Genomic DNA, 26,361 nt, shown 5'->3' with positions numbered 1-26,361 from the left:
CTCACGCGGCCATCATGACACCACGCCCAGCCAGGCGACGACGTTGGCGGCGTCGCGATCGGGCGGGAAGATCGGGTAGAAGACTCTTTCGATCACGCCCGCTCGCGCGACCATGGTCAGGCGCTTGTAGAGCGTCATCCCGCTGACTTCGAATGTCGGCAGGTCGAGCGCTTGGGCGAGCTTCAGTTGTGGGTCTGACAAGAGCGGATACGGCATGTGCTCGCGCGCGGCGAACTCCTGCTGGTCCTCGGTCGTCTGCGCGCTGAGGCCGACCACCTCCGCGCCGAGCACGTTCAGCCGCGCGCGGTGGTCGCGGAAGGCGATGTTCTGCACCGTGCAGCCGCGCGCGCCCGGGATGTCGTCCCAGCCCTCCGGCAGCACCTCGTCCGGCCGGCCCGTGCGCGGATAGAGGTAGAGCACGAGCGTGACCGCCTCCGCCGCGAGCACCGCGAGGTCGACCAGCTCGCCGTGGGTCGACGGCAGCAGCACCGCCGGCAACTCCAGCCCCAGCAGGTGATCGGCGGCCCCGTCGTCGACCGGGATCGGCAGCCCGGCGGGGAGACGACGGAAATCGTTGGACGCATCCATCCGCACATCGTTGCACCGGGGTGGGGTGCAGCGATAGTGCACATCCGTCGATCAGCTACGCGTCAACTCCGCCAATTCGGCGATTGCGCGCGACAACTGCCCGCCCTGCCAGGCGATCGGCGATCTGCCCGGCTCCTCCACCAGCAGCCTCGCGCCGGGGATCGCGGCGGCGTACGCCTCGCCGATCTCGAGCGGATGTCCGGGATCCGCCTCGTCGCGGCTGGCGACCACCACGGCGGGGATCCCCTCCAGCGCCGCGAGGTCGTGCAAGGTCTCGAACGGGCGCGAGCGCGGGACCGCCCGCAGCGCCGCCTCCACGGCGACGAGGTCGTCGTGCTGGGAGAGCCGCTGGCGCAGCACCGTGCGGATCGTGTCCTGCCAGGCGGCAGGCATCCGCTCGACGTGGTTGGCCGCGACGAAGCCCTCGATCCCGCCGTCGCGCAGGCCGTCGGCGAGCGCGTCCCAGTACGCCATCCGCGCGGGCGACTCCTGGCTGACAGGGTCGTACGCGGGCGTCACGACGACCGCGCCGGCGACCCGCTCGGGCGCGTCGAGCGCGAACCGCAGCAGCGTGTGCGCCCCCATCGAAGCGCCCACCAGGACGGCGCGCTCGATCCCGGCGGCGTCGAGCACGGCGCGCAGGTCCTGCGCCAACGTCGCGTAGCCGTAGCCCGCCTCGCCGCCGACCGGCGCGGGCGACGATCTGCCGTGACCGCGCGCGTCGTACGTGACGACGCGATGGCCGCCGCGCTCCAGCGTCTTGGATCCCATCACGACGTAGCGGCGGGTCGCGGTCAGCCCGTGCAGCAGCACGACCGGCGTCCCCTCGCCCTCGTCACCACCGCGCAGGACGACCCCGTCGCGCTCGACGCTGAATTCGCTCATGCCCGCAGGTGATAGCGGATGCGCGCGACCCCCTGCAGCCCGCCCCCGGGCCGCTACATTGAAGCGATGGTCTTCGACGTCACCGAGCAGGACTTCCAGAGAGAAGTCCTCGATCGCTCCCACCAGATCCCTGTCGTCGTCGACTTCTGGGCCGAGTGGTGCGGGCCATGTCGGCAGCTCGGGCCGGTGCTCGAGAGAGCCGCCAACGCCCGCGAGGGCAAGATCGCGCTCGCGAAGCTCGACACCGACGCCAACCAGGGCATCGCACAGGCCTTCCAGATCCAGAGCATCCCGGCCGTGAAGGCGTTCGTCGACGGCAGACTCGCGTCCGAGTTCGTCGGCGCGCAGCCGCCCGCCGCGGTCGAGCGCTTCTTCGACGGACTCGTGCCGTCGGAGGCCGACGGCCTGGTCGCCGCCGGTGACGAGCCGTCGCTGCGCCGCGCCGTCGAACTGGAGCCCAACCGCGCCGACGCGCTCGTGCCGCTCGCGCGCCTGCTGCACGCCCGCGGCGACACCGACGAGGCGCTGGAGCTGCTCGAGCGCGTCCCCGGCGACTTCGCCGCGGCCGGCCTCGGCGCCCGCATCGAACTGGAGCGCAGCGAGAGCCCGAACCTCGAGGCCGCGTTCGCCGCGCTCGACGGCGGCGACGAGGAGCGCGCGCTGGAGCTGCTGCTGGAGGCGCTGCCCGGCGCCGACGGGCACAAGGACGACATCCGCAAGGTCGTCGTCGGGCTGCTGGACGAGCTGGGCGTCGAGCACCCGCTCGCGCGCGACGGCCGCCGCCGGCTGGCCGCGGCGCTGTACTAGGGGTCGCTCGCGACGCACCCGCCGCGGGCCCGCAAGGCGCGCCGCGGGCATCCGCGCGCCGAGCCCGCCGCCCGCCGCGCCGCGCCCCGGCGTACCCTGCCGCAGATGCGGATCATCGTGCTGGGGGCGGGACACGTCGGGCTGACGGTCGTCGATGCGCTGTACGAGGATCACGAGCTGACCGTCGTCGACCGCGATCCAGGCCGCCTCGCCGCGCTCACCAACGCGTTCGACGTGCGCACCGTCGAGGGCAACGGCGCCAGCCGCCGCGTGCTGGAGGAGGCCGGCGTCAGAGGCGCCGACCTGCTGATCTCCTCGACCGCGAAGGACGAGGTCAACCTCGTCGCCGCGATGCTCGTGCGGCGGCTCTCGCAGACCACCAGGACGCTCGTGCGCACGACCGACGTCGAGCACCTGGCGGCGTGGCAGGAAGGCGTCCTGGAGGTCGACTTCATGGTCTCCTCCGAGCTGGAGGCCGCCAGCGCCGTGATCGACGCGATCGCCGTCCCCGGCGCGCGCGTCGCCGACCTCTTCGCCGACGGCCAGGTCGTCGTCGCCGAGTTCGACGTCGAGCAGCGCGCGCACGCCTGCGCGCTGCTGAACGTGCCGCTGTCACAGGCGCCGCTGCCGCCCGACTCGCGCGTCGCGCTGATCGTGCGCGGCAGAGAGCTGCTGCTGCCGCGTGGGGACGCGCAGATGCGCATCGGCGACCGCGTCGTCGTGATGGCCTCGCGCGAGGCGGCGCTGGAGTGGAGCCGCCAGCTCGCGCCGCACGAACCGCAGGTGGAGGACGTCATCGTGCTCGGCGCCACGCCCGTCGGCCTCGCGATCGCGCGCAAGCTGCTGGTCCACCGCTACCGCGTGCGGATCTTCGAGCCCGACGCCGAGCTGGCTCGCCACGCCGCCGCCGAGCTGCCGGACGCGCGCGTCTTCCACGCCTCCGTGTCCGACCACGAGCTGCTGCGCGAGGAGCGCGTCGGCAGCGCGCAGGTCGCGGTCGCCGCGCTCGGCGACGATGCCCAGAGCCTCTACGCAGCCCTCACGGCCGGCGTCTCCGGCGTCCACACGACGATCGGCGTCGTCGACGACCCGCTCTCGGCCGCCGTCTTCGAGCGCGCCGGCGTCGACGTCGCGATCAACCCGCGCACCGCGACCGCGCAGGAGCTGATCCGCTTCGCGCACGACCCGCGCACGCGGCAGATCGCGCTGCTGGACGACGACCGCTTCGACGTGCTCGACATCGTCGTGCGGCCGGAGAGCGAGCTGATCGGCCGCCCGCTGCGGGAGCTGCCCAGGACCGGTTCGACGATCGGCGCGATCGTGCGCGACGGCAGCGTCCTCTTCACGCACGGCGACAGCGAGCTGCGTGCCGGCGACCGCGTGATCGTGCTGATCGACCAAGCGCGCGCGACGCAGGTCGAGGCGGCCCTGTAGATGCGCCGCCCACGGCTCGGCGTCGACCTCGGCGCCGTCTTCGACCTGCTCGGCGGGGTGCTGAGATGGGTCGGGCTGGCGTTTCTCGCGCCGGCCGCGGTCGCCCTGTTCGCCGGTGAGAACGTGCTGCCGTGGCTGGCCGCCGGCGGCGCGACGAGCGGGACCGGCCTGCTGCTGGACCGGCTCACCCACGCGCGTCGCGCCGACCGCATCGGACAGCGCGAGGGATTCCTCGTGATCGCGCTCGTGTGGCTGGTGGTGCCGGTCTTCGGGGCGCTGCCGTTCGTGCTGTCGGGGGAGCCGCAGTTGCGCGTGCCGGTCGACGCCTACTTCGAGGCGATGTCCGGCTTCACCGCCAGCGGCGGCTCGGTCGTGCCGGAGGTCGAGAGGCTCGGCGAGGCGACGCAGGTGTGGCGCCAGCTGAGCCACTGGCTCGGCGGGATGGGGATCATCGTGCTGGCGATCGCGGTGCTGCCGCGGCTGCGCGTCGGCGGGCGGCGGCTGCTGCAGTCCGAGCTGGCCGGGCCGACTGAGATCGAGCGCTTCGGCGCGACGATCCGCGACACCGCGCGGCGGCTGTGGTCGCTCTACGTGGGGCTGACGCTGGTCGCGACGCTGGTGCTGGCGAGCGTCGGCTGGCTCGGCCTCGACGACGCGATGACGCCGTGGCAGGCGTTCGCGCACGCGTCGTCGGCGATGGCGCTCGGCGGCTTCTCGCCGCAGGGCGAGTCGGTCGCCGCGTTCGCGCCGATCTCGCAGTGGATCCTCGTCGTCGTGATGGTCGTCGCGGGGCTCAACTTCCTGCGCCTCTTCAACGTCATCTTCAAGGGCCGCGCGGGCGACCTCGCGCGCGACGAGGAGGTGCGGCTGTACATCGGCTTCCTGCTCGTCGCCTCGGCCCTGCTGCTGGTCACGCTGCTGACGAGCGGGGACGCCTCCGGAGAGAACGCCGTTCGACAGGCGACCTTCCAGGCGACCTCGATCATGACGACGACCGGTTTCGCGACGACCGACTACACGCAGTGGGGGTCGCTCGCGACCATGATCCTGCTGCTGCTGATGTTCATCGGCGCGTCGGCCGGATCGACGGGCGGCTCGATCAAGGTCGTGCGGCATCTGCTGCTGTTCCGGATGGTGCGCCGAGACCTCGCGCAGACCGCCCACCGCGGCGTGATCCTGCCGGTGCGCAAGAACGGGATCGTCGTCGACGAGGCGGCGCTGAGGTCGACGGTGCTGTTCGTGCTGCTGTACGTGTTCGCGTTCGCGCTCGGCTCGCTCGGGCTCGTGATCGACGCCGAGCGCTCGGGCGCGGAGCTGAGCGCGTTCGACGCGATCGGCGCGGCGGCGTCGTCGATCGGCAACGTCGGCCCGGCCTTCGGCGAGGCCGGACCGAACGGCTCGTTCGCCGGCTACAGCAACCTCTCGACGGGGATCCTGACCGGCCTGATGTGGCTCGGCCGCGTCGAGATCGTTCCGGTCGCGGTGCTGCTGACGCGCAGCTTCTGGCGGCCCTGAGGCGGCACGCGCGGTAGAGGCGCTACGCCGCCTGCGCGACCGCGGCGGTGTCGAGCGCCCAGAAGGCGTCGCTGCCGGCGCGCTGCTCGATCGCTCCGGTCGCGTCCGTGAGCTGCTCGCGGGCGGCGTCGCGGTCGATGCCGAACACCTCGGCGACCTCCTGCGTGGCGAGCGGCTCGCCCGCCCACTCCAGCAGCTCGGAGACCGACGCCGGCGCCGCTCTGCGCTCGATCGACGGGTCGAGGTTCGCGATCGCGACCTCGTAGGAGAGCGACGGGTGGAAGCCCGGCGTCTCGATCGTCGTACGGTCGGAGGCGCGCGTGAAGACGAGCGACGGCGCGGTGTAGCGCCATCTGCTCGGATCCTCGGTCACTCTCGCGAGCTTGTGGCTGAGCGCGACGGCGGCCGGCGCGGGGGAGCGGGCCGCGAGCATGTCCGCCTGCAGCTCGCGCTCGACGGCCGGATCGGTCAGCCAGCGCTCCAGCACGGCGGGGTCGATCCCGGCCTCGGTGGCGGCGGCCACGATCGTGGCGCTCTCCTCCAGCATCGCGGTCGGGTTCGTCATCGCGTGGATCCGAAGGCGGCGCAGGAGCCGCTCGGCGACGTCAGCGCTGGAGTTGACGCGCGCCGCGACGACCGCCTTGGCAGCCGGCCGCGTGGCGCCCAGGCGCGGGCGCGGGGTCGCGTCGAGCGGCATGCCGTAGCGCGTCGCGAACATCTCGAAGCCGGCAGCGAGCTGCTCGGCGCTGAAACCGATCCGCGCGTAGTGATCGGTGTCCGAGGCCAGCACGATCATCCGCGTGCGCCACGCCAGCGCATCGCCGTAGTGCCATCTCAGACGCCACTTCATCGGCTCCGCGGACCATGCCCACGGGCACTGCGCGTCGGTGTACTCGGTGACCTCGATCGGAAAGCTCATGACCGTGCAAGTATTGCACAGGCAACGGTTCGCTATCTCACGACTTCGTGAGAACCCGACGGCCCAGCAGGTCGGCCGGGAGACTCAGAGCCGCCGGCCGGTGACGCGCCAGGCCTGGTACACCCAGCCTCTGCAATTGGGATCGCGCGACTTGCCGGTCGACCACCCCTCGAGGAGGTACTCGCCGCTGAAGCGCGTCGCGATCAGCTGCCCGTTTCTGTCCCACCTGTCGGCGGCGACGGTGAAGTCGATGCTCGTGCGTGTTCGCCATGCTCTCGCGACAACCCTCCCGGTGGACGTCGTGCAGCTCGCGAAGCCACGGTCCGCCCGAGCGTAGTGGCCGTACCCGAGCTTCGGGATCGGGACGCCGGCGAACCGCAGGTCGCATGCGCCGACCGCGCACCTCGGCGCGATGCGAATCCGCTGCTGCGAGGCCTTGCGGCCGCGCGGGAAGCCGGTCGGTTCGAGACGATAGAGGTAGGTCCCGGCGATCCGGGCCGCATCGAGGTCCCCGATCTTCTTGTCGCGGCCGAGCGCGACCATCCTCGTGGTCAGCCCCGCGATGCACACCGCCTCCTGGTCGGACCCCTTCCAGTGCTGCAGCTGCCGCCAGTCGAGGTCGAAGGTGAAGGTGCCGGGCCGGCTCGGCACCCGCAGCGTCACGCTGCTGTCGCCGTCGGGCGTGACCGGCACCGCGGTTCTGACCCCGTCGAGGGTGGCGAAGACGTCGACCGCGGTGTCGTAGATCGCGTATTTCAACCCGTCCGTGACTCTCAGCGCGAACGGCTCGCCCGCGTGCACGAACGGCGGCACCTCGATTCTGAGCCGCATGTCGTACTCGTCGCAGTACTCGACCTCGGTCTCGTCCGCGCGCGCGGAGGGCGCGGGCGGCAGCGAAACCGCTGCGGCGGCGAGCACGACGAGCATGGCAATGACTGTGGCGAACGTCCGTCCCCGCACGTGGGGCCCCTCTCGTCGGCTGAGCGCTGGGAAACCTACATGACTACTGGCACATAGACGGTCGCGCGCGAGAAGAGCGGCGACTGCTGCAGGGGAAGCGCCGGCTGGCGTCGCGGCACCGCCGCTACAGCGGCAGCGCGAGCTGCGCTGACGGCGCGGCCTGCGCCACCATCGCTCCCTCGTCCTCAAACGACGCGATCCGCACGCCCAGCAGGCGCACGGGGCGCGGGGGCGCGTAGGCCCGCAGCAACTCCAGCGCCACATCGGTGACGAGCTGAGCGTCGTGCGTGTGGGTGTCGATCGAGCGGGCGCGGGTGACGGTCGTCCAGTCGTCGAGGCGGACCTTGATCGCGATCGTGCGGCCGCGCTTCTCGCGTCTGCGCAGGCCCTCGCACAGTTCAGCGGCGAGCCCGCGCAGAATCTCCTCCAGCTCGCTCAACGACTCGACGTCCTCGTTGAACGTGAGCTCGTTCGAGCGCGACTTCAAGACCTGCTCGGTCGTGACGGGCGAGTCGTCGTGGAAGTGCGCGCGCCGCAGCAGATCCGCGCCGTGGTTGGTGCCGAACCGCTCGGTCAGGCGCTCCAGCGGCGTCTGCTGCAGCTGGCCGATCGTCTCGATCCCCATCTCGCGCAGTCGCTCGACGCTCTTGGGCCCGATCCCCGGCAGCAGCTTCGGCGAGTTGCCGGCGAACCGTCTCGCCGCCTCCTCGCGCCCCATCGCGACGAACCCCGCCGGCTTGCCGAGCTCGCTGCAGACCTTCGCGACCAGTCGCGACGGCGCGACGCCGACCGAGACCGTGATCCCCGTCTGCTCCCTCACGTCGGCGATCAGCTCGCGCAGCACGCGCAGCGGCTTCTCGACGCCGGTCAGGTCCGCATACGCCTCGTCGAGGCCGAGGTGCTGGAGCGCGCCGAGGCGCTCTCTGACGATCGTCCACAGCTGCCTCGAGGTCGCGCGGTAGGCGTCGAAGTTCGGCGGCAGCAGGATCGCGTGCGGGCACAGCCGCCGCGCGCGCGAGAGCGGCATCGCGGAGCCGACGCCGTATCTGCGCGCCGCGTAGGACGCGGTCGTGACGACCGAGCGCGGGCCGTCGTAGGCGACGATCACCGCCTTGTCGCGCAGGTCGGGCCGTCTCAGCAGCTCGACCGAGACGTAGAACGCGTCGCAGTCGAGGTGCGCGATGACCCGTTTGGGACGAACATCTGTTCCCACGACACGAATGGTACGCCGCCGGGCGGCGCGTGCGCACGAGCGGGATGGGGCCCTCCGGGCACCGGCAACGTTGCCGGTGCCCGTGCCGCGGCTGCTGCTAGACCGTCGTCCAGATCGTGCCGACGCCGTCGAAGCCGAGGGCGCGGGCGGTGGCCCCCGTCAGATCCCACTCGCGGCCGCCGACGTACGGGCCGCGGTCGATCACGGGGACCGTCACCTGACGGCCGTTGTATCTGATCGTGACCTTCGTGCCGCACGGCAGCGACTTGTTGGCGACGCCCATCTGCGAGTAGCCGAGCGTGCCGCCGCAGGCCAGCGGGCCGCCGTAGATGCCGTACCACGACGCGGTCGAGGCGCGGAAGCCCTGCAGCGAGCCGGCCGCCGCGCGCGTGCCGATGTTCGACTTCGTCGCGGCGGAGCGGACGCGCAGCGGGGTCGTGCCGAGCCGGCTCGCGACGACGCGCGCGCCGAAGTGACCGTCGGCGCGCGTGACGCCATGGCCGACCGGGCGCCAGTGCCCGCCGATGCGACCCTCGACGGTCACCCGCTTCCCGCGTCCACGCGGGAACAGGACGCCGCGCACGCGCACCGCGCCGCCGGCGGCGGCGCCGTGGCTGCTGCGCTTGACGGCCAGCTCGCCGGCGACCGCGACGCGGTGCGCGCGGCTCGCCTGCGTGCCGGACGCGGCGGCCACCGCGACGTTCGCCGCCACGACGCGGACCTTGCCGGTCGCGCGCAGCTCGGCGGCCAGCTCGTAGCGGCCGTTCTTGCGCACGTGCGCACGGTCGATCGCGTGCCAGCGACGGCCGCTGCGGCGGTACTCCAACGCGACGGTCCTGCCGACCGCGGCAGCGGCGCGACCGCGCACGACGACGCTCTGGCCGTAGCGCAGGCGACGGTCCTCGATTCGCGCCGTCGGTCTGGCGGCGGCGAAGGCCGTGGGAGCGGACGCGACGGGACGGACGGAGCCGGCCGGCGCGACGTGGCTCGTGTCAGGCGTCGCCGCGACCGCGAGGGCCGTGGCGGACAGGGTGGTGGCGATGGCGAGCGCGCCGGCCGCGGCATGGCGCGGCCGCACACGCAGCTGAAGCTGTGTGGACAACGGAGTGTGACCTCCTTCGGGCCGACCACACGCCTACGGGGTTAGCTGACGGGCTCGCGGCGGCCGAGTTCCCGCGGCGCGCCCGGAAAGGCGCGCACGGCGTGACGGTCGGTCGTCGCTACGGGCGGCAGCAGCCGCTCCGATTCGCCCCCGCCGGGAAGGGATCGCACTCACGCTCCCGGCTGTGGGTCCCCCGTTCACCCTGTTTCGGACAGGGCGACTCGGCAGGTCGGATGTGAGTCGGCCACGGTAGCCCGCCCCCACTCCGCCTCTGTGCCCGATCTCACACGACACAGGTTTCAAGTCAGAAGGCTGACATTAATCAGCGCCAAATCTGCCAATTCGGCGCGAACGCTCATCGAACCTCGTGCGTTGCACCGAGCCGGACAAACCTCCAGAATGGCGTTCGTGGCCAACCGTGACCGACTCTCAGGACTCGACTCGTCCTTCCTGCATCTGGAGCACGACTCGGCGACCCACATGCACGTCGCCTCGTGCATGGTCTTCGAGGGTCCGCCGCCGACCCACGACGAGCTGGTCGCGCACGTGGAGGCGCGCCTGCACCTCGTCCCGCGCTACCGCCAGCGGCTCGCGTTCGTGCCGCTGTCGCAGGGCCGCCCGGTGTGGGTGGACGATCCCCACTTCAACACCCGTTATCACGTACAGCACCATGCATTGCCCGAGCCTGGTGGCGACGAGGAGCTGAAGCAGCTCGCCGGCCGCGCCTTCAGCCAGCAACTGGACCGCAACAAGCCGCTGTGGGAGCTGTGGCTGGTCGAGGGCCTCGCCGACGGCCGCTTCGCGCTGCTGGGCAAGACCCACCACGCACTCGTCGACGGGATCTCCGGCGTCGACATCACGACCGTCCTGTTCGACCTCACGAAGGAGCCGCCGCCGACCCCGCGGCCCGAGGTCCCGTGGGTCCCGCGCCCGCTGCCGAGCAACGCGCAGCTGCTGGCCGACGCGCTGCTGGAGCGCACGACCGTCCCGGGCGAGATCGTGCGCGGCGTGCGCGCTTCCCTGCGCGCGCCGCGACGGGTCGTCAGACGCGCCGTCGAGGATCTCGCCGCGGTCGGCTCGTTCACGCTGCCGGGCGTCAGGGGCGCGCCGCCGAGCCCGCTCAACGTGCGGATCGGCCCGCACCGCCGCTTCACCTGGGACAACGAGGAGCTGGAGCGCGTCAAGGCGATCAAGAACGCGCTCGGCGGCACCGTCAACGACGTCGTGCTGGCGACCGTCTCCGGCGGCCTCGGGCGTTACCTGCGCGCGCACGGCCACCCGACGATCGACCTCGTGCTGCGCGCGATGATCCCCGTCTCGGTCCGCGCAGACGCCGAGCACGGCGCGCTCGGCAACCAGGTCGCCGCGATCTGGGCCGGGCTGCCCGTCGGCGTGACCGACCCGATCGAGCGGCTGGAGCTGATCAAGCGCGAGATGGACGGGCTGAAGGAGTCCGGCCAGGCGGTCGGCGCGCGCGTGCTGACGGAGCTGACCGGCTTCGCCCCGCCGACGGTGATGGCGCAGGCCGCGCGGCTGCAGGCGCACCAGCGCTTCTTCAACCTCGTCGTCACGAACGTGCCGGGGCCGCAGCTGCCGCTGTACGTGCTCGGGCGCCGCATGCTGGCGATCTACCCGATGGTCCCGCTCGCGCAGAACCAAGCGCTCGGGATCGCGATCATGAGCTACGACGGGCGGATCTCGTTCGGCCTCAACGCCGACTTCGACGCGCTGCCCGATCTCGAGCTGCTCGCCGGGCAGCTGTCGGAGGCGCTCGAGGAGCTTGCGGAGGCGGCCGGGCTGCCGCCGATCGACAGCCCGCGCAGACGCCGCAACGGCGGTCCCGCCGGCCCAGGCAGCGCGGAGCGTGCTGCCGCCGGCCGCGCCGCCCAATAGCCTCTGCGGGCATGAGCGCCGAGCAGCCCCCTGCCAGACACCGCGCGCTGCGGCGGCTCGGCGGCGGCGTGATCTCGGTCGCGATCGGGCTCGGCGCGGTCGTTCTGCTGCTGCTGTTCCTCAACTCGCGCGACGACGCGCATGTCGACCCGGCCGCGCCGGCCGCCGCGCCCGGCGCGCTGTACAGAACGCCCGAGCAGCTGCTCGACGCGCAGCAGGTGAGACTGCTGCGAACCGGCGACGTCTACATGCTCTACGGCACGGCCAGAGCACCGGTCCAGCTGAGAGCGCTGCAGGATCGGCTGTCGGGCCCGCCCGACCCCGCGCTGGAGGAGGCCGGCCAGGCGGTCGTGCTGCTCAGAAAGCCCGGCACCGACGGTGTCGTCGCGCTCGGCGGCGATCGCATCGTGAGAGTCGCCGACCCCGCCGACGGCAGCCTGGAGACGTTCGCCTCCTACTGGCTCGGCGGCGGACCGGCGGCCTCAGGCGGCTGATCGCGGCGCACGCTGCGATCATGAGCGCCATGACGACGCCCCCAGGCCCCCTCCGCCTGGCGCTCTGCCAGATGAATGCCACGGTCGGCGACATCGCCGGCAACGAGCGCAAGATCCGCGACGGAATCGCCGCCGCGCGCGGCCAGCAGGCGCAGCTGGTGCTGTTCCCGGAGCTGGCGCTGACCGGCTACCCGCCCGAGGACCTGCTGCTGAAGGAGCACTTCCTGCGCGACACGCGCGAGGCGCTGGACCGGATCGCGGAGGAGACGACCGGGATCGTCGCGATCGTCGGCTTCCCCGAGCGCGACGACGACGTCTACAACGCGCTCGCGGTGCTCGCCGACGGCGCGATCCAGGCCGTCTACCGCAAGGTCTATCTGCCGAACTACGGCGTCTTCGACGAGCAGCGCTACTTCGCCGAGGGCGACGGCGGCGCGCTGATCGAGGTCGGCGGGATCAAGATCGGCCTGACGATCTGCGAGGACATATGGGAGCCGGGGCCGCCCGCCTCCGACGAGGCGTACGCGGGCGCGTCGGTGATCGTCAACATCAGCGCCTCCCCGTACCACGCCGGCAAGGGCGCCGAGCGCGAGCGGATGCTGATCCAGCGCGCGCGCGACACGATGTGCGTCGTCGCCTTCTGCGGCCTCGTCGGCGGCCAGGACGAGCTGGTCTTCGACGGCCACTCGCTCGTGCTGGACCACCGCGGCGAGGTTGTCGCGCGCGCCGGCCAGTTCACCGAGGAGCTGCTGGTCGCGACGGTCGACCCGCTCGCTCCGCGCACGTACCGCCTGCGCGACGCGCGCCTGCGCGCGGCCGGGCGCGCCGCCAAGCCGGTCCCGACGATCGCGCGGCTGGAGCTGCCGCCGGCGCCCGAGCCCGAGGAGCAGCTGCGCACCGGCGGGCCGATCGCGCCGATGCTGGAGGGCGACGCGGAGGTCTACGCGGCGCTCGTCGCCGGCCTGCGCGACTACGTCGGCAAGAACGGCTTCAGACGCGTGGTGCTCGGTCTCTCCGGCGGCGTCGACTCGGCGCTCGTCGCCGCGATCGCGGCCGACGCGCTCGGCCCTGGGGGCGTCGCGGTCGCGGTGATGCCGTCGCCGTACTCGTCGAGCGAGACGCAGGCCGACGCGCGGCAGCTGGCCGCCAACCTCGGCGTCGAGCTGTTCGAGTTCGACATCCGCCCGGCGATGGAGGCGTACGAGACGACGCTCGCGGGCGCGTTCGACGGCCATGCACCGGACCTGACGGAGGAGAACCTGCAGGCGCGCATCCGCGGCAACCTGCTGATGGGCCTCTCGAACAAGTTCGGCTGGCTCGTGCTGGCGACCGGCAACAAGTCGGAGATGTCGGTCGGCTACTCGACCCTCTACGGCGACCTCGCCGGCGGCTTCGCGCTGATCAAGGACTGCCCCAAGACGCGCGTCTACGCGCTCACCCGCTACCGCAACGAGCTGGAGGTCGAGACGACCGGCAGGGAGCTGATCCCGGTCGCGATCATCGACCGCCCGCCGAGCGCCGAGCTGCGCCCGGACCAGAAGGACGAGGACTCGCTCCCGCCCTACGCCGTCCTCGACCCGATCCTCGACGGCTACGTCGAGCAGGACCTCGGGCGCGCCCAGCTGATCCAGCGCGGCTTCCGCCCCGAGGACGTCGAGCACGTGATCAGGCTCGTCGACCGCGCCGAGTACAAGCGCCGCCAGGCCCCGCCCGGAATCAAGATCACCGGCCGCGCGTTCGGCCGCGATCGGCGCGTGCCGATCACGAATCGCTACTCCGGCTGACACGAATCTGAAACACCCCAGGTTCGCGAGAAGACGTTCATTTGCGTCGGATCGCGTTGGTTGATTAGGGTCGCACGGACCTAATCGATCACAGACGCGCATGCTTGTACGCGAGCGCGCGTCTGGCGTAGGAGGAGAGAACACCATGCAGCGAACCTCGGTTCGCCGGCTCGGGGGCCGGCGCCGATCGTCCCTGGGCGCGCTCGCCGCGACCGCGGGAACGAGCGCCGCGCTGGCCGCGCTCGCGATCGGCGCCGGCGCCGGCCCGGTGCTCGCAGCCGCACCGCCCCTCTCGATCGATCGCCTCACGGTCGATCGGACCGTCGCCCCGCTCGGGCTCGGCGACAGCGATCCCAACCTCGGCTGGCGGCTGTCCGGCGACGGGCGCGGCCGCGCGCAGTCCGCCTACCGCGTGCTGGTCGCGACCAGCCGCAGCGCGCTCGACGGCAACAGAGGCGACGTGTGGGACAGCGGCCGCATCAACGGCAGCGCTTCCGCGAACGTCGACTACGGCGGCCCGCAGCTGAGATCCGGCACGCGCTACCAGTGGAAGGTGCAGGTCTGGGACGAGCGCGGCCGCGCATCCGGCTGGAGCGCGCCGGCCGCGTTCGAGACCGGGTTGCTGAACCCGTCGGACTGGAGCGCGTCGTGGATCGCCGCCCCGGCCGACTCGCTCGACCTCAGCGGCGCGAACTGGATCTGGTTCGACGAGAACGACCCGACCACCGGCGTGCCGGCCGTCACGCGCTGGCTGCGCGGCACGGTCACGCTGCCGAGCGATCCGATCGCCACCGCGCGCTACCTCTTCAGCGCCGACGACGAGGCCGCGGTCTACGTCAACGGCACGCTCGTCGCCGACACCCACGAGCTGCGCGAGGGCGACCGCGACGCCTGGCAGAAGGCGCAGTCCGTCGACGTCGCGAGATACCTCAGAGCCGGCGCCAACACGATCGCGGTCGCCGCGAAGAACCGCCTCACGCAGGAGGACGGCAGCCCGTCGCCAACCGGCTTCATCGGCCGCCTGCGCGTCACCTACAGCGGCGACGCGACCGCTCCCACGACGTTCGACACCGGCGCGAGCTGGAAGGCGAGCGACACCGAGGCCAGCGGCTGGCAGCAGCCTTCGTTCGACGACAGCGCTTGGAGAGCCGCGCGCGTCGCCGCCGCCTACGGCAGCGGCCCGTGGGGCTCCAACGTCGCGCTGCCAGGCGGCACCTCGCCGTACCTGCGGCGCGAGTTCACGACGCCGAGAACGGTCGTCTCCGCGCGGCTGAACGTCTCCGCGCTCGGCCTCTACGAGATCCGCGTCAACGGCTCCAAGGTCGGCGACGCGCTGCTCGCGCCCGGCTGGACGGAGTACGACAAGCACACGCCCGCGCAGACCTACGACGTGACGGGGATGATCAGACCCGGCGCCAACGCGATCGGCGCGCTGCTGGGCGAGGGCTTCTACGCCGGCCGCCTGCAGGGCGGGCGCAGATGGGGATCGACCCCCGCGCTGCTGGCGCAACTGGAGCTGACCTACGCCGACGGCACGACGCAGCGGATCGTCACCGACGACAGCTGGCATGCCGGCAGCGGCGGCGTGCAGCAGTCGGGTATCTACGACGGCGAGACGTTCGACGCGCGCGCCGAGCCCGCCGGCTGGGACCGCCCCGGCTTCGGCGGCGGCTGGCCCGCCGCGATCAGACGGACCGAGAGAACGGTCGTCTTCCCGTCGCAGGCGCCGCCGATCCGCGTCACGAAGACGATCAGACCGGTCGCGATCACGCAGCCGGCAGCCGGCACGTACATCTTCGACATGGGCCAGAACTTCGCCGGCTGGGCGCGCCTGCACGTTCAGGGCGCCGCGGGCACGAGCGTCCGCCTGCGCTTCGGCGAGGTGCTCGACGACGACGGCTCGCTCTACCGCGCGCACCTGCGCAGCGCGCAGCAGACCGACACCTACACGCTGTCCGGCGCGGCCGACGGCGAGACGTGGGAGCCGCGTTTCACCTACCACGGCTTCCGCTACGTCGAGGTGACCGGCTATCCGGGCACGCCCGACCTCGACGCGCTCGAAGGCCGCGTCGTCACGACGGACGCGCCGAGATACGGCACGTTCAGAACGTCGGATCCGCTCGTCGACCGGATCCAGCAGAACATCGTCTGGGGCCAGTGGAGCAACTTCCTCGCGGTCCCGACAGACGCCTCCCAGCGCGACGAGCGCTTGGGCTGGACCGGCGACATCCAGGCGTTCGCCTCGACCGGCTCGTTCAACGGCGACTACGCCAACTACCTCGAGCAGTGGCTGATGACGCTGCGCGACAGCCAGAGCGACAACGGCGCCTACCCCGACGTGGCGCCGCGCACCTGCTGCGGCGACGGCAGCGCCGGCTGGGGCGACGCGGGCACGGTCGTGCCGTGGGCGCTCTACCAGCACTACGGCGACACGCGGATCCTGTCGGACAACTACGCGGCGATGCTGAGATGGATCGACTACCTGCGCGCGAACTCGACCGCGCTGATCCGCCCGGCGTCCGGCTACGGCGACTGGCTCGCCACCGCCTACACGCCGCTGGACCTGATCGGCACCGCGTTCTTCGCGTACTCGACCGACATCGTGCGCAGATCCGCGCTCGCGCTCGGCAAGGACGCGGACGCCGCGCAGCTGCAGCAGCTGTACGACCAGATCAAGGCGGCGTTCGCGGCGAGGTGGGTGCGCGCCGACGGCCGCGTCGGCTCCGGCAGCCAGACGTCGTACGTGCTGGCGCTGCACTTCGGCCTCGTGCCGGACGCTTTGCGAGGCGCCGCTGGAGACAGACTCGCCGCGAACGTCGCGGCGCGCGACGGACACCTGTCGACCGGCTTCCTCGGCACGCCGTTCCTGCTGTCGGTGCTCGCCGACACGGGCCACACCGCCGAGGCGTACCGGATCCTGCAGCAGAGAACGTACCCCTCGTGGGGCTACGAGATCGGCCTCGGCGCGACGACGATCTGGGAGCGCTGGGACGGCATCAGAGTCGACGGCGGCTTCCAGGACCCGGGCATGAACTCGTTCAACCACTACGGGCTCGGTTCGATCGGCGACTGGCTGTACGGCTCCGTCGGCGGCCTCGCGCCGGACGACGCCGCGCCCGGCTACCGCCGCATCGTCGTGCGCCCGACGCCGGGCGGCACGCTGACCGACGCCAGCGCCTCGCTCGACAGCGACTACGGCGCTGCCCGCAGCGCCTGGCGCCGTGACGGCGCGCGTGTGGAGTTGGATGTCGACGTGCCGGTCAACACGCTCGCCGAGGTGCACGTGCCGGTGTCGGCCGGACAGCGCGTGTGGGAGAACGGGCGTGCCGCGGCCGACCAGGACGGCGTCAGATTCCTGCGCCAGGAGAACGGCGCCGCGGTCTACGCGGTCGGCTCCGGCAGCTACCGCTTCAGCGCGGACACGCCGGCGCCGGGCGGCAGAGACCCGGGCAACCCGAGAGATCCGGGCGGCCCGGGTGGCAGAGATCCGAGAGGGCCGGGGTCGAGAGACAGAACGGCGCCACGCGTCTCGGGCGCGAAGCTGTCCCCCGCGCGGATCGTCGCCGGTCGCGGCGCGACGCTGAGCGTCACGTTGTCGGAGCAGGCGAGCCTGCGGATCGGCGTCGAGCAGCGCGTCGACGGCTGGCGTTCGTCTGCGAGACGCTGCGTGATCGAGGCGCGCGGCGCGTCGAAGCGCCGGGCGGTCAAGACGACGCACGGCACGCGCTGCCACGCGTGGCGCGAGCTGCGCGTCACGACGGTCAGCGCCTCCGCGGGCAAGACCCGCTGGACGCTCGACACCCGCCGCCTCGACGTCGGCGCCCACCGCCTCGCGCTCGTCGCGACCGACAGAGCCGGCAACCGCTCACGCGAGCGCTACGCCGACTTCACGGTCGTGAAGAAGCGCTAGGAGCGCACCTGAGCGGGGCGCGTGACGGTCGCGCCCCGCTCCACTCGCCCGCCCCGCTCTACTCGCGGGACATCATCGCGACGGCTTCGCGTTCGAGGTCGACGTACGGCTCACCGCTGACGTCAACGGCGACGCGCTTGATCGTGCCGCCGCTGAACGACCAGGGCGCGGCGCCCGGGTAGTCCTCCGTGACCGGGTCGCTGCTGTCGCGTCCGACGCACAGCCCCTCCCCGCCGAGCGAGAACTTGCCCGGCTGGGTGCGGATGCGGCCCTCGCCCACCTTCACGTCGCCATGGAACAGCGACAACGTCCCGGCCGCCACCCCGGGGGGATCCTCGCCGTCCTTCTCGAAGGCGGCGGACAGGATCAGGTCCTCACCGGTCGGCAGCTCGCGGTCGGCGACGATCTTCTGCTCGATGCTGCCGACGAAGCTGTAGACGTAGTGCAGGCGGTTGTCCTTGAGGTAGAGGGCGTGGCCGCCGTGGCGCGAGCCGTGTGCGAACAGCACGCCCGTGGCGCCGGGGTCCGGCAGGTCGACAAGCGCGGCGATCGCGTAGGAGCGGTTGCGGACGTTGGCCGCCTGCGACTCGGGCACGTCAGCGAGGTCCGCGTAGTAGACGTACCGGTTGCGGGGCGCGGACAGCACGGGCCGCGGGGTCGTGAGCAGCTCCAAAGGGGAGCGGTCGTCGAGCGGGAACGCGTCGTTGGCCCCCGCTTCGGCGTACCAGAGGTAGATCAGCTCGCGCAGGCGTTCGGGCTCCTGCGCGGCGAGGTCGTGCAGCTCGGAACGGTCGACGTCGGTGTGGTACAGCTCCCAGCTGTCCTGGGCGAAGTGCCCCCAGCCGCTCAGCGTCGGGTGCGTGCTGACGGCCTTCCAGCCGTCGTGCCAGATGCTGCGCGAGCCGAGCATCGAATAGAACTGCGTGGCACGGGCGCTCGGCAGCGGCGCGCTGTCGAAGCTGTAGCGCATGCTGATGCCGTCGAAGCCGCTCTGCTGGTGGCCGGCGATCATCTCTGGCGGCTCGACGCCGAGCACGTCGAGGATCGTCGGGACGAGGTCGATCGCATGGTGGTACTGCTCGCGCGTCTCGCCGCGCGCCGAGATGCCGCTCGGCCAGGAGATGATGCACGGGTCCGACGTGCCGCCGTTGAACTCGTAGCGCTTCCACATCTTGAACGGCGTGTTGAACGCCATCGCCCAGCCGTTGGGGTAGTGGTTGTAGGTCCGCGGGCCGCCGAGCTCGTCGAGCATCGCGAGGTTCTCCGCGATGTCGTCGGGGATCCCGTTGCAGATCTTGTTCTCGTTGACCGACCCGTTGGGCCCGCCCTCGCCGCTGGCGCCGTTGTCGGAGACGACGACCACGAGCGTGTTCTCGCGCTGGCCGCTCTCTTCGAGGTAGTCCAGCAGCCGCCCGAGCTGCGCGTCGGTGTGCGCGAGGAAGCCGGCGTAGACCTCCGCCATGCGGCTGAACAGCCGTTGCTCCTCGGCCGACAGCGAGTCCCACGGTCGGGTGACGTCGAGCGCCGGGAACGGCTCGCCGCCGGGCCCTCTGCGGGTCTCTGTCGTGCCGATCGGGTTCAGCGGCGGCAGCTCGGTCTCGGCCGGCACGAGGCCCATCTCCTTCTGGCGCGCGAGCGTCTGCTCGCGCAGTGCCTCGTAGCCCATGTCGAAGCGGCCCTTGAAGCGGTCGCTCCACTCCTGCGGCGCGTGGTGCGGGGCGTGGCAGGCACCGGGCGCGTAGTAGAGGAAGTATGGCTTGTCGGGCGCGAGCGCCTTCGCGTCCTTGATGAACTCGAGCGCCTTGTCGGTGAGGTCGACCGTCAGGTGATAGCCCTCTTGCGGCGAGCGCGGCGGGTCGACCGGGTGGCTGTCGTAGACCAGCTCCGGATACCACTGGTTGGTCTCGGCGCCGAGGAAGCCGTAGAAGCGCTCGAAGCCGCGGCCGGTCGGCCAGTTGCGCCGCGTCGAGGCGAGGTTCATCTCGGCCTCCGGGCAGAGATGCCACTTGCCGACCATGTACGTGTTCCAGCCGCGCTCGGCCAGAATCTGCTGGATCTGGCCGTTCTCCGGCGGGATCGCCCCGTTGGCGTTGGGGAACCCGCTGGCGCACTCGGTGATGCAGGCCATGCCGTTGCGGGTGTGGTTGCGGCCCGTCAGCAGACAGGAGCGCGTCGGTGAGCAGAGCGCCGTCGTGTGGAACTGCGTGTACCTGACGCCGTCGGCCACGATCCGGTCGATGTTCGGGGTCTCGACCGGACCGCCATAGGAGGCCATCGCGGAGAAGCCGACGTCGTCGAGCACGACGTACATCACGCTCGGCGCGCCGTCAGGCGCTCTTGGCGGCTCGAACGGCGACCAGTCCGGCACCGAGTCGCGGATGTCGACGTTGATCTTGCCCTTGAACGGCTCGCTCATGATCTGGCTCCTTGGCCTTCGCCGCGATTTCGGGCGCTCGGCAGCGCTCCCCGAAGATGTCTCGCACCCGAACACGGTCCTCGCAGCGCGCGGCCCGCGCACCATCCGGATCGGATGAAACGGCGCGCGCCAGCCGACGGAGCCGCAGCGCCCGGACGTCGAGCCCAGCTAACGGGCGGCTTTTCGCTCTGGTCGCCCGCCCGACAGCAGGGTCGCGAGTGCGGCCGCGTCCGTGTCGCCGAGCGGTCGCGAGGTCGTGAGCATGCGGTACCAGGTCGTTCCGAAGACGATGTCGGCGGCCAGTTCGCCGTCGATGCCGGGAGGCAGGTCCCCGCGGGCGTCGGCGCGTTGCACGATCTGCGCGAACGCGGCCCGGCGGCGGTCGAGGAAGCGCTCGCGGAAGCGGGCTCTGAACGCGTGGTCCTGCTGCGCCTCCGCCATCAGGCTGCGCGATGCGCTCACCACACCCGGCTGCGTCAGGACATCGAACGTCTCGCCCAGGAACGACTGCAGGTCGTCCGCGTAGGAGCCCCGATCGAGCGTGGAGATCTGGAGGTCGGCGCGATGCGCGAGCGCCTCCATCAGGACGTCGGCCTTGCTCGGCCACCAGCGGTACACCGTCTGCTTGCTGACCCCCGCCCGCGCGGCGATGCCCGCGATCGAGAAGTCCTGCTGGTCGTCGCTGGCGCCCACGTCGAAGGCGGCGGCCAGGATCGCCAGCCGGGTCTCCTCGCTGCGCGGACGTCCGCGTGGTCTCGGCTCGCTGTCGGCCATGAGCGCGAGTCTAGATGAAAAACGGTGCGCGGCGTCTCGTAAAGCCGATATAGTGGTCGCACAGTCTCGTAAATGGTCGGCGTGCGATCTGCGAGACGCATCGCGGACTCCCACCGAAAGGACGCTGGTCATGGCATCTGAGGCCCTCGACGGAACCGTCGCGCTGATCACCGGCGCATCCAGCGGCCTGGGCCGCGCGGCCGCTCACCGCCTGGCCGGCGCCGGCGCGAAGGTCGCACTCGCCGCCCGCCGGGCGGACAAGCTCGACGAGCTCGCATCGCAGCTGCGCGCCGACGGGCACGACGCGCTCGTGATCGCGGGCGACCTCACCGACGCAGCGGCCGCGCGCGAGGCGGTCGAGCGCACCGTCGCGCAGTTCGGCCGGCTCGACACGCTCGTCAACTCCGCCGGCGTGATGCTCAACGGGCCCTCGGAGGCGTCTCCGCTGGAGGAGTGGGACCGCATGGTCGACATCAACCTGCGCGGTCTCATGTACGTGACCAAGGCGGCGCTTCCACATCTGCTCACGGCCGCGCAGGACAGCCCGCGCGCGGTCGCCGACGTGGTCAACATCTCCTCCGTCGCGGGACGGTTCGCCGCGCCGACGGTCGCGATCTACAACGCGACGAAGTTCGCCGTGACCGGCGCGACCGAGGCATGGCGCCAGGAGTTCACGAAGCGCAACGTCCGCTTCTCCGTGATCGAGCCCGGCCGCACCCAGACAGAGCTGTTCGAGCAGAAGGCCAACTCCGACGCGGACTTCACCGCAGCCTTCGGCGAGGTCGAGCAGCTGCACGCGGACGACATCGCGGACGCAGTCGCGTACGTCGTCACCAACCCGCGCCGCGTCGCCGTCAACGAGATCGTCGTCCGCCCGACCGACCAGCCGTGACCCGATCCGCCGAGCATCCGCTCCACCTCGTCGACTTCGAAGATGGAGGAGCGGGGCGCGTGACGGTCGCGCCCCGCTCCGGTCCTGGTGTGCTGCTCGCAACCAGGAGGCTTGTGCGCTACGCCGCGACGGGCGCCAGCAGGTCGGCGATCTCCACGTTGCCGGCGCGCGTGTTGAGGCCGGCGGCGAGACGGGAGTCGTGCTCCAGCGCGGCCTCGACGCCGCGGTCGGCGAGCTGACGCAGGTACGGCATCGTCGCGTTCGTGAGCGCGCGCGTGGAGGTCGCGGGGACGGCGCCCGGCATGTTCGCGACGCAGTAGTGCAGGACGTCGTCGACGACGTACGTCGGGGCGTCGTGGGTCGTCGGTCTCGACGTCTCCGCGCAGCCGCCCTGATCGATCGCGACGTCGACTATCACCGAGCGCTCGCGCATCTTGCCGAGCAGCTCGCGCGTGATCAGCTTCGGCGCGGCGGCGCCCGCGATCAGGACCGCGCCGATCACGACGTCGGCGTTCGTGACCTCCTCCTCCAGCGAGAGCGGGTCGCTCATCAGCACGCGGATGCGGCCGTCGAAGCGGTCCTCGAGCTCGCGCAGGCGGCGCGGGCTGCGCTCGAGGATCGTCACCTCGGCGCCCATGCCGGCCGCGACGCGGGCGGCGTTGAAGCCGACGACGCCGCCGCCGATCACGACGACACGCGCCGGCGCGACGCCGGGGGCGCCGCCGATCAGCACGCCGCGCCCGCCGAGCGGGTGCTGCAGGAAGTACGCGCCGGCCTGGCCGGCGAGGCGGCCGGCGACCTCGCTCATCGGCGCCAGCAGCGGCAGCGAGCCGTCGGTCTCGGTGACGGTCTCGTAGGCGATCGCGGTCGTGCGGGCGGCGACGAGCGCGTCGGTCAGCGCCGGCTCGGCGGCGAGGTGGAGGTACGTGAAGAGCGCGGTGTCCTCGCTCAGCAGCGGGTACTCCGAAGCGATCGGCTCCTTCACCTTGACGATCAGCTCGGCATCCCCCCAGACCGTCTCGGCGCCCTCGACGAGCGTCGCGCCGGCGGCCGCGTAGGCGTCGTCGGGGAAACCGGAGCCGACGCCGGCACCAGCCTGCACGAGCACGTCGTGGCCCGCGCCCGCCAGCTCGGCTGCACCCGCGGGGGTCAGCGCGACGCGACGCTCCGACGGCTTGATCTCCTTCACGACGCCAACGCGCATCTGCCCAGCTCCTCTTGAATGTGGGTCGCCGCGTGACGGCGGCCACCTCGCTCGTGCCTGTGCGACGTAGGCTCCCGCCCGCAGCGGCCCGAAACAGCGGGACGCAACGTCGCACGTAGTGACAGAAGGGCAGACGTTCTGTCCTGTGATGGTCTGCCACCCTGTGTCGGAGATGACCGCCGCAGACCTTCCCCCGCGGATCACCGTCGCGCAGGCGCTGGCGCTGCCGGCCGTGCAGCGCGGCCTGCCGCTCGTGGTGGCCGGCGAGCGCAACCTCGACCGCCCGATCCGCTGGGTCCACGCGGGCGAGGTCTCCTACATCGCGTCGGTCCTGCTCGGCGGCGAGCTGCTGCTGACGACGGGCATGGGGATCGGGCGCAGAGCGGCCGAGCAGCGGCGCTTCGTGAAGGAGCTGGACGAGGCCGGCGCCGCGGCGCTGTTCGTCGAGTTGGGCGGCGCGCTCGACGACCTCCCGCCCGCGCTCGTCGGCGAGGCCGAGCGGCGCGGGCTGCCGCTCGTCGCCTTCCGCCGCGACGTGCGCTTCATCCCCGTCACCGAGGCGATCCACACCGAACTGGTCAACAGCCGCTACGCGGTGCTGCAGCGCTGCGACGAGATCCACGGCCAGCTGACGCAGATCGTGCTCGACGGCGGCGGCATCCCCGAGGTCCTGCGATTGCTCGCCGAGACGCTCGCGACGCCGGTCGTGCTGGAGGCCGCCAGCGGCCGTGTCCTCGCCCACGCCGTCCCCGGCGGCGACGAGCAGGGCGACGACGCGCTCGATGCGTGGGCGGCGGCGCGCGATCGCGGGGCGGGTGGGCGTACGGGCAGAGCGCGCGCGGCGAGCCGTGGCACGGCTGGACGCAAGACAGGCGGCGGCGCGAGCGGCGAGGGCGCCGCCGCCTGGCAAGCCGGCCTCTCCGCCCCCGTCCCGCTCGGCCACGGCGCGCCCGGCCGGCTCGTCGTGCTGCCGGTCAGCGCGCCGCTGGACGAGCTGGCGCGGCTTGTGCTCGATCGCGCGGCCGGCCTCGTCGCGCTGTCGCTGCTGCGCAGCCGCCAGGAGGAGGAGCTGGTCGCGCGCGAGCGCGGGAGCTTCCTGCTGGCGCTGTCGGGCGGCCGCGTGAAGGCCGCGGCCGCCCGCCGCCAGGCGCAGCTGATCGGCTTCGCCCCCGCCTCCGGGCAGCTGCTGGCGCTCGCCGCCGAGACGAGCGCGCAGGTCGAGCCGGCCGAGTGGAGCCTCGTGCTGCGCGACGCCCAGGTCGAGCTGGAGGGCCGCGGCACCCCCGCGCTGGTCGGCGAGCGCGAGCGGGCCGGCCGGATGCTGGCGCTCGTGGCCCTGCATGACAGCGAGCACGGCGCGAGCGGGCACGGCGCGAGCGGGCACGGCGCGAGCTGGCACGGCGCGAGCCGATCCGGCACGAACGAGCGCGGCCCGGGCGTCGGCGAGCGCGAGCGGGTCGCCGACCTCGCCGCCGCCGCTCTGCGCACGGCGGTCGCTCGTCGGCTCGGCGACGCCGAGCTGACGATCGCGGTCGGGCGGGCGACCGGCTGGGAGGGCGCGGGGCCGGAGCTGCGGCTCGCCGCCGACGGCGCCGCCAGCGCCGCGCCGCTGCCGCCGACCGCCTGGCACGACGCGCGCGCGCTGGAACTGCAGCGGCTGCTGTGGCACTGGCGCGAGGACCGCGAGCTGGCCGCGCTCGTGACGCGCCGGCTCGGCCCGCTGATCGAGCACGACCGCAGACGCAGACACGCCCTCCTCCCCACGCTGCAGACGCTCTGCGCCAACGGCGGCCACAAGGCCGAGACGGCGCGCGCGCTGCACCTCAACCGCCAGGCGCTCTACCACCGGATCGAGCGGATCGAGCGCCTGCTCGGCGTCGACCTGTCCGACCCGACCGAGCTGCTGACGCTGCATCTCGCGGTCGAGGCGCGGCGCTACGTCGGCTGACGCGGATGCGGGCCACGACGCCGCGGTGGCGTGGCACTGCGCCCGCGCTCCAGCTCAGCCGCGCGGATCCCGCACGGCGATCGTCATCCGCGTGACCGCGCAGAGGCGGTCCTCGTCGTCGCGGATCTCGACGTCCCACAGCCACGTCGTGCGGCCGCGGTGGAACGCTCTCGCGTGCGCGTTGACGTGGCCGGACGTGATCGGGCGCAGGAAGCTCGTGCTGTTCGACAGGCCCATCGCCTGTTTGCCGTCTTCGTGGACGCCGATGTAGGTGCCGAGCGACGCGAGCGTCTCCGCGACGCTGGCGTAGACGCCGCCGTGGACGAGGCCGAACGGTTGCAGCAGCTCCGGTCTGACGGGTATGCGCGCGCGCACTTCGCCGTCGCCGTGCAGCAGCTCCGAGTAGCCGAAGAGGCTGTCGAGGCCGCGATCGGGGAGTGGCAGTGGTCTGAGGCTCACGCGCGCAGACGTTAGTAGGCTTGGCAGTCGATGAGCGCCTTTCAGTCGCTTCCCCCAGATCAGCGTGCCGTCCTCCAGCTGATCCTCAAGCAGGGCCGCGGCTACGCCGACCTCTCCGGACTGTTGAGAATCGACGAGGCGGCCGTGCGCGCGCGTGCCCACGCGGGCCTCGAGGCGCTCGCGCCCGCCGGCACCGGCGCGGCGCTGTCGCCCGAGCGCCGCGGCCAGATCGCCGACTACCTGCTCGGCCAGCAGGACGACGCCGAGCGCGCCGTCACGCTCCAGCACCTCGACGACTCGCGCGCCGCGCGCCGCTGGGCCGGCGCCCTCCACGAGCGTCTCGCCCCGCTCGCCGACGTCGCGCTGCCGGATCTGCCGGCGCGCAACGGAAGCGCGCCGAGGCTCTCGCCCGCACCGCTCGAGCCAGCCGACGACGCGGACGGCGACGCGCTCGACGCCGACACCACCGACCTCGACGGCCTCGCGCGCACGACCGCGACGGATGCGGAGACCGACGACGCAGCCCGCGACGGCGCCTCCAACGCCGCCGCCGCACAGGCCTTCGGCTGGGACGAGCCGGACCGGCCGCGCCGCTCCTCCAAGCTCGGCGGCGCGCTGCTGCTGATCGGCATCGCCGCGCTCGTCGCGGTCGTGCTGATCGTCGTGCTGAACGGCGGCAGCGACGACGACTCGCCGTCGGCCAGTTCGGGCGCCGCGCCGCAGACGCAGGCGCAGACGCAGAGAACGACCGCTGACAGAGCCGCGGCGAACGAACCGACGTTCCTGCAGCAGGTCAACCTCAGACCGCCCGGCGGCGGCGAGAGACCGCTCGGAGTCGCGTTCATCCTGCTGAGAGACAACAGACCGGTCGTGGCGGTGCAGGTCCAGGACATCGCCGCCAACGGCGCGGACGACGTCTACGCCGCATGGCTGCGCCAGAGCAGCGACGGCAACGCCAGATTCCTCGGCTATTTCCCCGGTCGCGTCGGCCCCGACAGCAGATTCGCCGTCAGCGCGGACCTGCCGAGAGACACCGCGGACTACGACCAGGTCGTGATCTCGCGCGAGCCGCTGCCGCAGAGAGAGATCCCCGCCAGACCGGCCGAGATCCTGCTCGAGGGCCCGCTCAGAGTCAACAGAACGGGCTAGGTTGAGGAGCACCGT

At 72.3% G+C, this 26,361-nt stretch carries 20 protein-coding genes; 10 read left to right on the top strand and 10 right to left on the bottom strand.

Features of this window, described 5'->3' with window-relative positions:
• Nucleotides 1-12 precede the first annotated feature (12 nt).
• The gene (locus Q7L65_RS08620; RefSeq protein WP_304720411.1) at nt 13-588 is read right to left on the bottom strand and encodes a peroxiredoxin; all 576 of its coding nucleotides are present in this window, start codon (nt 586-588) and stop codon (nt 13-15) included.
• A gap of 51 nt (nt 589-639) precedes the next feature.
• Complete coding sequence (locus Q7L65_RS08615) at nt 640-1,473, bottom strand: alpha/beta fold hydrolase (protein ID WP_304720409.1); 834 nt, start codon at nt 1,471-1,473, stop codon at nt 640-642.
• 66 nt (nt 1,474-1,539) lie between these two features.
• Here Q7L65_RS08615 and Q7L65_RS08610 point away from each other — a divergent pair, with 66 nt between their 5' ends.
• From Q7L65_RS08610 to Q7L65_RS08600, 3 genes are all read left to right on the top strand, one after another.
• Nucleotides 1,540-2,280, top strand: a complete 741-nt coding sequence (locus Q7L65_RS08610; protein ID WP_304720408.1) for a tetratricopeptide repeat protein — start codon at nt 1,540-1,542, stop codon at nt 2,278-2,280.
• Nucleotides 2,281-2,385: 105 nt separating this feature from the next.
• Nucleotides 2,386-3,714: a Trk system potassium transporter TrkA gene (trkA, locus tag Q7L65_RS08605; RefSeq protein ID WP_304720406.1), complete on the top strand. Its 1,329-nt coding sequence runs from the start codon at nt 2,386-2,388 to the stop codon at nt 3,712-3,714.
• Nucleotides 3,715-5,229 carry a TrkH family potassium uptake protein gene (locus Q7L65_RS08600; protein ID WP_304720404.1) on the top strand — a complete coding sequence of 505 codons (1,515 nt, stop codon included), beginning with the start codon at nt 3,715-3,717 and terminating at the stop codon, nt 5,227-5,229. It abuts the gene before it with no gap.
• Nucleotides 5,230-5,251: 22 nt separating this feature from the next.
• Here the strand turns inward: Q7L65_RS08600 and Q7L65_RS08595 are convergent, their stop codons facing one another.
• From Q7L65_RS08595 to Q7L65_RS08580, 4 genes are all read right to left on the bottom strand, one after another.
• The gene (locus Q7L65_RS08595; protein WP_304720402.1) at nt 5,252-6,148 is read right to left on the bottom strand and encodes a DsbA family protein; all 897 of its coding nucleotides are present in this window, start codon (nt 6,146-6,148) and stop codon (nt 5,252-5,254) included.
• Between the two features lie 84 nt (nt 6,149-6,232).
• The gene (locus tag Q7L65_RS08590) at nt 6,233-7,075 is read right to left on the bottom strand and encodes a hypothetical protein (RefSeq protein WP_304720400.1); all 843 of its coding nucleotides are present in this window, start codon (nt 7,073-7,075) and stop codon (nt 6,233-6,235) included.
• A gap of 157 nt (nt 7,076-7,232) precedes the next feature.
• Nucleotides 7,233-8,321, bottom strand: a complete 1,089-nt coding sequence (gene dinB, locus Q7L65_RS08585) for a DNA polymerase IV (RefSeq protein ID WP_304720398.1) — start codon at nt 8,319-8,321, stop codon at nt 7,233-7,235.
• A gap of 97 nt (nt 8,322-8,418) precedes the next feature.
• Nucleotides 8,419-9,423: a septal ring lytic transglycosylase RlpA family protein gene (locus Q7L65_RS08580; protein ID WP_304720397.1), complete on the bottom strand. Its 1,005-nt coding sequence runs from the start codon at nt 9,421-9,423 to the stop codon at nt 8,419-8,421.
• 399 nt (nt 9,424-9,822) lie between these two features.
• On the opposite strand from Q7L65_RS08580, the gene Q7L65_RS08575 reads away from it, so the two are divergent.
• The 4 genes from Q7L65_RS08575 (at nt 9,823) to Q7L65_RS08560 (ending at nt 17,504) form a co-directional block, all read left to right on the top strand.
• Nucleotides 9,823-11,316, top strand: a complete 1,494-nt coding sequence (locus tag Q7L65_RS08575; RefSeq protein ID WP_304720396.1) for a wax ester/triacylglycerol synthase family O-acyltransferase — start codon at nt 9,823-9,825, stop codon at nt 11,314-11,316.
• An 11-nt stretch (nt 11,317-11,327) separates the two neighbouring features.
• Nucleotides 11,328-11,810 (top strand): hypothetical protein, encoded by a 483-nt coding sequence (locus tag Q7L65_RS08570; protein WP_304720393.1) that lies wholly within the window; start codon nt 11,328-11,330, stop codon nt 11,808-11,810.
• A 20-nt stretch (nt 11,811-11,830) separates the two neighbouring features.
• Nucleotides 11,831-13,594 carry an NAD+ synthase gene (locus tag Q7L65_RS08565; RefSeq protein WP_370552533.1) on the top strand — a complete coding sequence of 588 codons (1,764 nt, stop codon included), beginning with the start codon at nt 11,831-11,833 and terminating at the stop codon, nt 13,592-13,594.
• A gap of 145 nt (nt 13,595-13,739) precedes the next feature.
• Nucleotides 13,740-17,504: a family 78 glycoside hydrolase catalytic domain gene (locus tag Q7L65_RS08560; protein WP_304720389.1), complete on the top strand. Its 3,765-nt coding sequence runs from the start codon at nt 13,740-13,742 to the stop codon at nt 17,502-17,504.
• A 58-nt stretch (nt 17,505-17,562) separates the two neighbouring features.
• Here Q7L65_RS08560 and Q7L65_RS08555 read toward each other — a convergent pair whose 3' ends face one another.
• Together Q7L65_RS08555 and Q7L65_RS08550 are read right to left on the bottom strand one after the other, a co-directional pair.
• Nucleotides 17,563-19,920, bottom strand: coding sequence for an arylsulfatase (locus tag Q7L65_RS08555; RefSeq protein WP_304720387.1), 2,358 nt, complete (start codon nt 19,918-19,920; stop codon nt 17,563-17,565).
• Between the two features lie 168 nt (nt 19,921-20,088).
• Nucleotides 20,089-20,694: a TetR/AcrR family transcriptional regulator gene (locus Q7L65_RS08550; RefSeq protein WP_304720385.1), complete on the bottom strand. Its 606-nt coding sequence runs from the start codon at nt 20,692-20,694 to the stop codon at nt 20,089-20,091.
• A 130-nt stretch (nt 20,695-20,824) separates the two neighbouring features.
• Between Q7L65_RS08550 and Q7L65_RS08545 the strand changes: the two genes are divergently transcribed.
• Nucleotides 20,825-21,586, top strand: coding sequence for an SDR family NAD(P)-dependent oxidoreductase (locus Q7L65_RS08545; protein WP_304720383.1), 762 nt, complete (start codon nt 20,825-20,827; stop codon nt 21,584-21,586).
• A 118-nt stretch (nt 21,587-21,704) separates the two neighbouring features.
• Here the strand turns inward: Q7L65_RS08545 and ald are convergent, their stop codons facing one another.
• Nucleotides 21,705-22,790 carry an alanine dehydrogenase gene (gene ald / locus Q7L65_RS08540; protein ID WP_304720379.1) on the bottom strand — a complete coding sequence of 362 codons (1,086 nt, stop codon included), beginning with the start codon at nt 22,788-22,790 and terminating at the stop codon, nt 21,705-21,707.
• A 172-nt stretch (nt 22,791-22,962) separates the two neighbouring features.
• Here ald and Q7L65_RS08535 point away from each other — a divergent pair, with 172 nt between their 5' ends.
• Nucleotides 22,963-24,738, top strand: a complete 1,776-nt coding sequence (locus Q7L65_RS08535) for a PucR family transcriptional regulator (protein WP_304720378.1) — start codon at nt 22,963-22,965, stop codon at nt 24,736-24,738.
• Between the two features lie 54 nt (nt 24,739-24,792).
• On the opposite strand, the gene Q7L65_RS08530 is transcribed toward Q7L65_RS08535, so the two are convergent.
• Complete coding sequence (locus Q7L65_RS08530; protein WP_304720376.1) at nt 24,793-25,197, bottom strand: PaaI family thioesterase; 405 nt, start codon at nt 25,195-25,197, stop codon at nt 24,793-24,795.
• A gap of 30 nt (nt 25,198-25,227) precedes the next feature.
• Here Q7L65_RS08530 and Q7L65_RS08525 point away from each other — a divergent pair, with 30 nt between their 5' ends.
• Nucleotides 25,228-26,346: an RNA polymerase sigma factor gene (locus tag Q7L65_RS08525; protein WP_304720374.1), complete on the top strand. Its 1,119-nt coding sequence runs from the start codon at nt 25,228-25,230 to the stop codon at nt 26,344-26,346.
• The last annotated feature ends 15 nt before the right edge of the window (nt 26,347-26,361 follow it).

Source organism: Conexibacter sp. CPCC 206217 (assembly GCF_030646165.1).
Classification (GTDB): domain Bacteria; phylum Actinomycetota; class Thermoleophilia; order Solirubrobacterales; family Solirubrobacteraceae; genus Conexibacter.
Note: the sequence above shows the minus strand (reverse complement) of the source record. Positions and strands in the feature narration are given on the sequence as shown.

Coding starts and splice junctions, on each gene's coding strand:
- Q7L65_RS08565 (WP_370552533.1), top strand. CDS start 11,831: ATGAGCGCCATGACGACGCCCCCAGGCCCCCTCCGCCTGGCGCTCTGC.
- Q7L65_RS08590 (WP_304720400.1), bottom strand. CDS start 7,075: ATGCTCGTCGTGCTCGCCGCCGCAGCGGTTTCGCTGCCGCCCGCGCCC.
- trkA (WP_304720406.1), top strand. CDS start 2,386: ATGCGGATCATCGTGCTGGGGGCGGGACACGTCGGGCTGACGGTCGTC.
- Q7L65_RS08525 (WP_304720374.1), top strand. CDS start 25,228: ATGAGCGCCTTTCAGTCGCTTCCCCCAGATCAGCGTGCCGTCCTCCAG.
- Q7L65_RS08560 (WP_304720389.1), top strand. CDS start 13,740: ATGCAGCGAACCTCGGTTCGCCGGCTCGGGGGCCGGCGCCGATCGTCC.
- Q7L65_RS08615 (WP_304720409.1), bottom strand. CDS start 1,473: ATGAGCGAATTCAGCGTCGAGCGCGACGGGGTCGTCCTGCGCGGTGGT.
- Q7L65_RS08595 (WP_304720402.1), bottom strand. CDS start 6,148: ATGAGCTTTCCGATCGAGGTCACCGAGTACACCGACGCGCAGTGCCCG.
- Q7L65_RS08535 (WP_304720378.1), top strand. CDS start 22,963: ATGACCGCCGCAGACCTTCCCCCGCGGATCACCGTCGCGCAGGCGCTG.
- Q7L65_RS08575 (WP_304720396.1), top strand. CDS start 9,823: ATGGCGTTCGTGGCCAACCGTGACCGACTCTCAGGACTCGACTCGTCC.
- Q7L65_RS08620 (WP_304720411.1), bottom strand. CDS start 588: ATGGATGCGTCCAACGATTTCCGTCGTCTCCCCGCCGGGCTGCCGATC.
- Q7L65_RS08555 (WP_304720387.1), bottom strand. CDS start 19,920: ATGAGCGAGCCGTTCAAGGGCAAGATCAACGTCGACATCCGCGACTCG.
- Q7L65_RS08610 (WP_304720408.1), top strand. CDS start 1,540: ATGGTCTTCGACGTCACCGAGCAGGACTTCCAGAGAGAAGTCCTCGAT.
- Q7L65_RS08600 (WP_304720404.1), top strand. CDS start 3,715: ATGCGCCGCCCACGGCTCGGCGTCGACCTCGGCGCCGTCTTCGACCTG.
- Q7L65_RS08545 (WP_304720383.1), top strand. CDS start 20,825: ATGGCATCTGAGGCCCTCGACGGAACCGTCGCGCTGATCACCGGCGCA.
- Q7L65_RS08570 (WP_304720393.1), top strand. CDS start 11,328: ATGAGCGCCGAGCAGCCCCCTGCCAGACACCGCGCGCTGCGGCGGCTC.
- Q7L65_RS08550 (WP_304720385.1), bottom strand. CDS start 20,694: ATGGCCGACAGCGAGCCGAGACCACGCGGACGTCCGCGCAGCGAGGAG.
- ald (WP_304720379.1), bottom strand. CDS start 22,790: ATGCGCGTTGGCGTCGTGAAGGAGATCAAGCCGTCGGAGCGTCGCGTC.